The 7285-nt window shown below is 57.5% G+C and carries 9 protein-coding genes and 1 pseudogene; 8 read left to right on the forward strand and 2 right to left on the reverse strand.

Annotated features, from left to right (window positions below; translation table 11 throughout):
* The 5 genes from JO226_RS10150 to JO226_RS10170 form a co-directional block, all read left to right on the forward strand.
* Nucleotides 1-102, forward strand: a 102-nt coding sequence (locus tag JO226_RS10150) for a hypothetical protein (RefSeq protein WP_293561411.1), incomplete at its 5' end; no start/stop codon positions are given.
* Nucleotides 87-710, forward strand: coding sequence for a ParB/RepB/Spo0J family partition protein (locus tag JO226_RS10155; protein WP_293561392.1), 624 nt, complete (start codon nt 87-89; stop codon nt 708-710). The genes JO226_RS10150 and JO226_RS10155, both read left to right, overlap by 16 nt.
* A gap of 240 nt (nt 711-950) precedes the next feature.
* Complete coding sequence (locus JO226_RS10160) at nt 951-1247, forward strand: type II toxin-antitoxin system RelE/ParE family toxin (RefSeq protein ID WP_293561394.1); 297 nt, start codon at nt 951-953, stop codon at nt 1245-1247.
* On the forward strand, nt 1228-1632 hold the full coding sequence (locus JO226_RS10165; RefSeq protein ID WP_293561396.1) for a helix-turn-helix transcriptional regulator: 405 nt from the start codon (nt 1228-1230) through the stop codon (nt 1630-1632). The genes JO226_RS10160 and JO226_RS10165 overlap by 20 nt, the downstream gene beginning before the upstream one ends.
* Nucleotides 1633-1710: 78 nt before the next feature.
* Nucleotides 1711-2454 (forward strand): SDR family NAD(P)-dependent oxidoreductase, encoded by a 744-nt coding sequence (locus tag JO226_RS10170; RefSeq protein WP_293561398.1) that lies wholly within the window; start codon nt 1711-1713, stop codon nt 2452-2454.
* A 9-nt stretch (nt 2455-2463) separates the two neighbouring features.
* Here JO226_RS10170 and JO226_RS10175 read toward each other — a convergent pair whose 3' ends face one another.
* Together JO226_RS10175 and cstA are read right to left on the reverse strand one after the other, a co-directional pair.
* On the reverse strand, nt 2464-2661 hold the full coding sequence (locus JO226_RS10175) for a YbdD/YjiX family protein (RefSeq protein WP_293561400.1): 198 nt from the start codon (nt 2659-2661) through the stop codon (nt 2464-2466).
* Between the two features lie 59 nt (nt 2662-2720).
* Nucleotides 2721-4826: a pyruvate/proton symporter CstA gene (gene cstA / locus JO226_RS10180; RefSeq protein ID WP_293561403.1), complete on the reverse strand. Its 2106-nt coding sequence runs from the start codon at nt 4824-4826 to the stop codon at nt 2721-2723.
* 288 nt (nt 4827-5114) lie between these two features.
* Here cstA and JO226_RS10185 point away from each other — a divergent pair, with 288 nt between their 5' ends.
* The 3 genes and pseudogenes from JO226_RS10185 to JO226_RS10195 all read left to right on the forward strand — a co-directional run.
* Nucleotides 5115-5831 carry a nucleoside recognition domain-containing protein gene (locus JO226_RS10185; protein WP_293561406.1) on the forward strand — a complete coding sequence of 239 codons (717 nt, stop codon included), beginning with the start codon at nt 5115-5117 and terminating at the stop codon, nt 5829-5831.
* Nucleotides 5831-6295: a YjiG family protein gene (locus JO226_RS10190; protein ID WP_293561408.1), complete on the forward strand. Its 465-nt coding sequence runs from the start codon at nt 5831-5833 to the stop codon at nt 6293-6295. Before JO226_RS10185 ends, JO226_RS10190 begins: the two co-directional genes overlap by 1 nt.
* 12 nt (nt 6296-6307) lie before the next feature.
* Nucleotides 6308-7285: pseudogene (locus JO226_RS10195) on the forward strand (M20 family metallopeptidase); the annotation flags it as partial.

Consider the following 7285-nt stretch of genomic DNA (forward strand, 5'->3'; position numbering starts at 1 on the left):
ATGCTCTCTTTCAGCCCGACCAAAACCGGTAATTATCAGCGCTACCGCGAACGTATGAATCAAAAGCGCCAACAATGGGGAATCTTATGCAACACGCAATAATTGAACAGATTGGCCAGCTTTTGGCGTCGCTTACCGAAGACAAGCGTATTGAGGCGATTAATCAAATTCGCCTGACTGTCCACGCGCACAGCCCGTTCAAAGAGAACCCGGTCGATTGCGTGTTGTGGGTCAAACACGAAGAGGTCATCCCGAACCGTTACAACCCAAACAACGTGGCGCCGCCGGAGAAAAGGCTGCTGCAAAAATCGCTGGAGGCGGATGGTTTCACCCAGCCGGTGGTGGTTTATCGGCAAGAAGATCACTATGAAATCGTCGACGGTTTTCACCGCCACGCGCTGGCGAAATCCAAAGCGACGCTTAAGCGCCAGCTTAAAGGCTATGTTCCGGTAAGCTGCCTGTCAGCACAATCCTCAGAAACCAGCGGACGTATGGCCTCAACCATCCGCCATAACCGCGCCCGTGGCCGCCACCAAATCAACGCCATGGCCGATATCGTCCGCGAACTGGCGCAGCTTGGCTGGAACGATGAAAAAATCAGCGCTGAGCTGGGTATGGATGCCGACGAGGTGCTGCGCCTGCGCCAGATGAGCGGCCTGCTCGACCTGTTTGCAGACCGTCAGTTCTCTCAGGCATGGACGGTGAAATAGCGATAGCTGACGCCGTCGTTCGGCGGCCAGCAGGCAGTTGAGAATTTCGACGCGTACTCCATGATTTTTGTCTGCCTCTGTCACCCGACGGAGGCGTGTTCGAGCTATCACGCATCTCTCCCCTTTTCCTCTTTTGTCCCCTCTCCAGCGGCGCCATTGTCCACAGATAAGCAGTTAATTATTTATCTAATAATCTTATTATTTACTTATAAAAAAGCCAGGCGTACAGTGGAGGACAAGATGATCGTTTTTTGGTCAAGGCGCGCAAAGAGGCAGCTTACGACAATCGATTCCCGCTACCGGCAACGAATTGCTGACAAACTGCGGGCAATGGATGATAAAAATGCGCCAGCGGCAGATATTAAGAAGTTATCGATGCCTGAAGGCCACTATCGGCTACGCGTGGGTGATTACCGCATCATCTTCACGCTGGATGGGGATACCTGCGAAAGCTGCTATGTCGTGGCGATAAAACGCAGAACCTCAACAACCTACCTTCACGAGGAGGCGACCCCCTATGGCAGTGCAATTAATTAAGGATAATGAAGGCAACCCGCAGTACGTGGTGATCCCTTATAACGAATACTGCCGTATGCGTCTGACAATGGCGGAATACGATGATGAAAATGAGGAGGAATGGGAAGATATCCCCTGGGAATCCGACGAATACGACGATGTTCTTCTGCCTGACGCAGTCTGTGCTCTCATGAGTCGTGAAAACGTCAGCCTCCAGGCGGCCTGGCGCATTCTGTGCGGCTTATCGCAACAGGATGTTGCTGATAAGCTAGGCATCAGCCAGTCAGCGGTGTCGCAGCTCGAGGCGAAAGATTCCCGTCCGCAAAAACGCACGCGTGAAAAGCTGGCTGCCATTTATGGCTGCACTCAGGAACAAATCAGCCTCTATTTACCGAAAGAAGGTTAGCAGCACTTTGCGTCATTGACGGTCGATAATCACCCTCTATACATAATGATGAATCTCATCACTCATAACGAGGTCATCATGCAGATCGATTTAACGGGTAAAAAAGCGCTGGTTACCGGCGCCAGTCGTGGATTGGGTCGCGCTATTGCATTGTCGCTGGCGCAGGCAGGTGCGGATGTGGCTATTACGTATGAAAAATCCGCCGACAAGGCTCAGGCGGTGGCACGAGAGATAGCGGCATTTGGCCGCCGCAGCGAAGCGATTCAGGCCGACAGCACTAACGCCCAGGCCATTCAACACGCCGTCGCCCGCACGGTGCAAACGCTCGGCGGACTGGACATTCTGGTCAATAATGCCGGGATCGCCCGCGGCGGTCCGCTGGAATCCCTGTCGCTGGAGGACATCGATGCGCTGATTAACGTCAATATCCGCGGTGTGGTGGTGGCGATTCAGGCGGCGCTTCCCCATCTGCCCGATGGTGGGCGCATTATCAACATCGGCAGCTGTCTCGCTAACCGCGTCGCGATGCCGGGTATCGCTGTTTACGCCATGACCAAATCGGCGCTGAACTCTCTCACCCGCGGGCTGGCGCGCGATCTCGGTCCACGCGGTATTACCGTTAACCTTGTGCATCCAGGCCCTACCGATAGCGATATGAACCCGGCGGATGGCGCCCAGGCCGACGCGCAGCGTCAGCTTATTGCCACGGGGCATTATGGTCAGCCGGAAGATATTGCGGCGGCGGTGACGTTTCTGGCGAGTCCAGCGGCCGGACAGATCTCCGGTACCGGTCTGGATGTTGACGGGGGTCTTAATGCCTGACGGAAGGCTTCAACAGCACTTCGCGCCGCCTTTACCGCCGTAACGGGCGTCCTGGCGATCGCGGAAAAACGCTTCATAGCTCATCGGCGTCTGGTCCGGATGCGTCTGGCGCATATGCTCGACGTAGTTATCGTAATCAGGAACGCCGATCATCATTTTCGCCGCCTGGCCTAAGTATTTTCCGGCTTTGGATAGGGTGTCGAACATAGCTAAACTCTCGTTAGGATTGTAGGCCGGGTAAGCGCTCGCGCCACCCGGCACAAAGGTTAATGCGCCCCTTTCGCCTGGGTCACAATCTCTTCCAGATTTTCAGGCATCGGCTCGTACGGCGTCTCTTTCGCCGTCGGCTTGTCTTCTTTCAGCGCCGCCAGCGCGGTCTTCACAGAATAAACCGCCAGCACCACAACGACCACCATAAAGAAGATAGTCAGCCCGGCGTCCAGACGGTTGTTAAACACCAACTGCGTCAGCTGAGACTGCGTATACTGCGCCGGAATATTCCCGCTGTCGATCATCGCCTGGAACTTATTGGCAATGGCGAGGAAGCCCACTTTCGCATCGCTGCTGAAGGCTTTCTGCCAGCCCGCAGTCAGGGTACAGACCAGCAGCCAGGCGGTCGGCAGCAGCGCGACCCAGGCGTAGCGCTGGCGCTTCATCTTAAACAGTGCCACCGCGCACAGCATCAGCGCCATGCCTGCCAGCATCTGGTTGGCAATACCGAACAGCGGCCACAGGGTGTTAATACCGCCCAGCGGATCAACCACGCCCTGATGCAGGAAATAGCCCCACGCCAGCACGCACAGCGCCGTCGCCAGCAGGTTAGCAGGCAGCGAATCGGTACGTTTGAGGTTCGGGTTAATCACCCCCAGCAGATCCTGCAGCATAAAGCGCGCCGCACGGGTGCCTGCGTCAACGGCGGTGAGGATGAACAGCGCCTCAAACAAAATCGCAAAATGGTACCAGAACGACACGTCCATCAACCCGCCGAGCGAACCGTGCAGAATATAAGCCATCCCGACCGCCAGGGTCGGCGCGCCGCCCGCACGGGAGATAATTGACTGCTCGCCAACCTCATTGGCTATCTGATGCAGGGCATCCGGCGTAATGCTAAAGCCCCAGCTGCTAACCACTTGCGCAGCAGAGGCCACTACGTCAACGGTTCCCGCTGGCGCCAGCACCGCCAGTGGGCTGTTCATGGCGAAATAGACGCCCGGGTCGATGATGCACGCCGCCACCAGCGCCATAATCGCCACGAAGGATTCCATCAGCATCCCGCCGTAGCCGATAAGGCAGGCCTGGCCTTCGTTCGCCAGCATCTTCGGCGTGGTGCCGGACGCGATCAGCGCGTGGAAGCCGGATACGGCGCCGCAGGCGATGGTAATAAACAGGAACGGGAACAGGTTGCCGGTCCACACCGGGCCAGTGCCGTCAATAAACTTCGTCAGCGCGGGCATGGTCAGCGTTGGGCGCATGATCAAAATACCGATAGCCAGACCGACGATGGTGCCGATTTTCAGGAACGTCGAGAGGTAATCGCGCGGCGCCAGCAGCAGCCAAACCGGCAGCACTGCCGCCACAAAGCCATACCCCACCAGCATCCAGGTCAGTTGTACGCCGGTAAAGTCAAAGAATGGCGCCCAGGTTGGGCTTGCCGCCACCCAGCCACCGGAAATGATGGCGAACACCAGCAGCACCAGGCCAATCACCGACACCTCGCCGATGCGCCCGGGGCGCAGATAGCGAATGTAGATGCCCATAAAAATCGCCAACGGGATGGTAAAGGCGACGGTATAAGTTCCCCACGGGCTGTGGGTCAGCGCTTTCACCACGATCATCGCCAGCACCGCGAGGATAATCACCATGATCATAAAGGTGGCGATAAGCGCGATAACCCCGGCGGTCGCGCCCATCTCTTCTTTCACCAACTCACCCAATGAGCGGCCGTCACGACGGGTGGAGACGAACAGCACCATAAAGTCCTGTACCGCCCCGGCCAGCACCACGCCCGCCAGGATCCAGATCATCCCCGGCAGGTAGCCCATCTGCGCCGCCAGCACCGGCCCTACCAGCGGGCCTGCTCCGGCAATCGCGGCAAAGTGGTGGCCGAACAGCACTTTTTTGTCGGTCGGCACGTAGTCCAGACCGTCGTTATGGCGCACAGCAGGCGTCATACGGGTGGAGTCAACCGCCAGCACCGTTTTGGCGATGTAGCGGCCGTAAAAACGGTAGGCGATAAGATAGATACACACCGCCGCGACGACTATCCACAGCGCGTTTATCTGCTCGCCGCGGTTGAGCGCGATATAGCCAAGGGCGAACGCTCCCACAATCGAGAGAATAGCCCACAACAGATATTTCCCTGAGTTATTCATGGTTTTATTCCGTCAGCATAGAGGTAAGTTGTTACATTTTGTATCTATAACATTAGCGGTGAATTTAACAACCCGACAACCAATTAAAACCGATGTCACACAACGGTTTTACACCACAGTGTTAAGCCGATCACTTTCCGGCGAAAATTTGCCCTAAGTTCGTATTAACCTTACCCGTCACACTTTTCACTATTTCTATCCCATGCACCGTTACGAAATGATTTGTATCATCTTTTTTGACGGTAGCCACGACAGAATGGTCAGGCAATTCTGCACCTCTACAAGGAAATGGATATGAGTTCACTACCGCAGGAAAACAGGGTAGGACCCGGCGCTTATTTCGCGCTGGCGTTTGCCGCCGCCTTTTTTTCCGGCCTGCTCAGCGGGAAAGAGTGGTACGGCGTGTTTGACTTCACCACACTCAACGGCGCCTTCGGCAAAGTGGTTACCAAAGTCAGCCAGGATGGCGACACCATTACTACGGCCACCAGCGCCTTTCGCGGCAGCGGCGGTCACGGCGCCATGGACGGTTTTCTCTTCGCCCTCGGGCTTATCCCGGCGGTCATGTTCGCCCTCGGCATGATTAACGTGCTGGAGCATTACGGAGCCCTGCGTGCGGCCCGCCGCCTTCTGACGCCGCTGCTGCGTCCATTGATGGGAATTCCAGGAAACACTGGGCTGGCGCTCATCGGCAGCCTGCAAAGCACCGATGTCGGGGCATCGCTGACCCGCAACCTCGCCGATGAGGGGCAAATCACCGAGAAAGAGAAAGATATCTTCGCCATGTTCCAGTTCTCTGCGGGCGCGATGATCACCAACTTCTTCTCCTCCGGCGCTATTTTGTTCACCCTGGTGGCACTGGACGGCACCTCGGCGGTACCAACCTCCATCGGCGCCTGCGTCGCCGTGATGTTCATCATGAAGATAGTCGGTGCGAACCTGATGCGCCTGATCCTCACCTTCAGCGACAAAAAATCCGTTGCCCCTGTACAAGGAGAAGCCTGATGAGCGCCCCAACCTCTAACCCTGTTATCACCGACATCTTTGTCGAAGGCGCCCATAAGGGCTGGAATATCGCCACCACCAGCACCCTGCCGAACGTGGTCATGGCTTTTATTATCATTAAAGCGCTGGAGATAACCGGCGCGCTAAAAGGGCTCGGCATGGTGTTCGCCCCGCTGATGGGCCTGTTCGGCCTGCCGGGCGAAGCCGCTGCGGTGCTGATTGGCGGCTGGATGTCGATGGGCGGCGGTATCGGCGTCGCCATCGGCCTGTTCGATAAAGGTATCCTGACCGGCGAACACCTGGCAATCCTCGCCCCGGCAATTTACCTGATGGGCTCGCAGGTGCAGTACCTCGGACGCATTCTCGGGGTGATCGGCACCCGCGCCAAGCGTATTCCGCTGATGATAGCCATTTCGGTGATCAACGCCTTTTTAGCCATGCTGCTGATGCGCATTATTCTCTGATAAGGACATCCCATGAATCTGGAAAAATACATTGCTGAACTGCAAACGCTGGTCAACGTTGACTGCGGCACGCAAACCCTTCATGGCGTAGCCGACGTCGCGGCCATCATGCAAACACTCTGACAGCAGGAAGGCTGGCATGCCAAACAGGTGGATTTAGGCAGCGCCGTGGGCCCTGGCGTCTTTGTCACCAACCAGCCGCAGGCGACGCGGTTCGACGTCCTGCTGGTCGGCCATCTTGATACCGTGTTCCCGGCGGGAACCGTGGCCGAGCGCCCGATGAGCCGCGACGAAAACCGTCTGTACGGCCCCGGCGTCGCAGACATGAAAAGCGGTCTGCTGAATATCCTGTGGGCGATGCGGACACTGCCTGCGGAACATCGCCAGCGGCTGGCTATCGGGGTGGCCATGAACCCGGACGAAGAGACTGGCAGCGTCCACTCCCATCAGTGGATTTGCGAACTGGCGAAACGCTCGAACTGCGTGCTGGTCTGCGAAGCCGCCCGGGCGGACGGCTCGCTGGTGAACGCGCGTAAAGGTATGGCGGGATACCATCTGGAGTTTACCGGCGTCGCCGCCCACGCGGGAAACGAACCGGAAAAAGGCCGCTCCGCGATTACCGCGTTCGCCAACAGCATCCTCGCGATTCACGCGCTGAGCGATATCCCTCGCGGCACGACGCTGAACGTCGGCGTGGTCCAGGGAGGGAGCGCCGCGAACGTAGTGCCGGAAAAAGCGCGCGCCGAACTGGACGTACGTTTCTGGGAGAATGAAGAGCACGATCGCGTCCACCAGGCGCTGGTTGCGCTCTGCGAGAAAGGTTTCCTCGATGGCGTATCGACGACCTTGACCAGGGTCCATCACAAACCGGCGATGGCCGCCATCGACGCCACCCGGGCGCTGATGCAACAGGTGGAGCAGGCAGGAAAAGAGGAAGGCATTCCCGTTACGTGGCAAGCCGTGGGCGGCGGCAGCGACGCCAACCATACG

It is taken from the genome of Pluralibacter sp., assembly GCF_019237635.1.
Classification (GTDB): Bacteria; Pseudomonadota; Gammaproteobacteria; order Enterobacterales; family Enterobacteriaceae; genus Enterobacter_B.

Excerpts from the sequence above, each read along its gene's own strand:
- JO226_RS10190 (WP_293561408.1), top strand. The coding sequence starts at position 5,831 with ATGAGCGCCCCAACCTCTAACCCTGTTATCACCGACATCTTTGTCGAA.
- JO226_RS10170 (WP_293561398.1), top strand. The coding sequence starts at position 1,711 with ATGCAGATCGATTTAACGGGTAAAAAAGCGCTGGTTACCGGCGCCAGT.
- JO226_RS10165 (WP_293561396.1), top strand. The coding sequence starts at position 1,228 with ATGGCAGTGCAATTAATTAAGGATAATGAAGGCAACCCGCAGTACGTG.
- JO226_RS10160 (WP_293561394.1), top strand. The coding sequence starts at position 951 with ATGATCGTTTTTTGGTCAAGGCGCGCAAAGAGGCAGCTTACGACAATC.
- JO226_RS10175 (WP_293561400.1), bottom strand. The coding sequence starts at position 2,661 with ATGTTCGACACCCTATCCAAAGCCGGAAAATACTTAGGCCAGGCGGCG.
- cstA (WP_293561403.1), bottom strand. The coding sequence starts at position 4,826 with ATGAATAACTCAGGGAAATATCTGTTGTGGGCTATTCTCTCGATTGTG.
- JO226_RS10185 (WP_293561406.1), top strand. The coding sequence starts at position 5,115 with ATGGATATGAGTTCACTACCGCAGGAAAACAGGGTAGGACCCGGCGCT.
- JO226_RS10155 (WP_293561392.1), top strand. The coding sequence starts at position 87 with ATGCAACACGCAATAATTGAACAGATTGGCCAGCTTTTGGCGTCGCTT.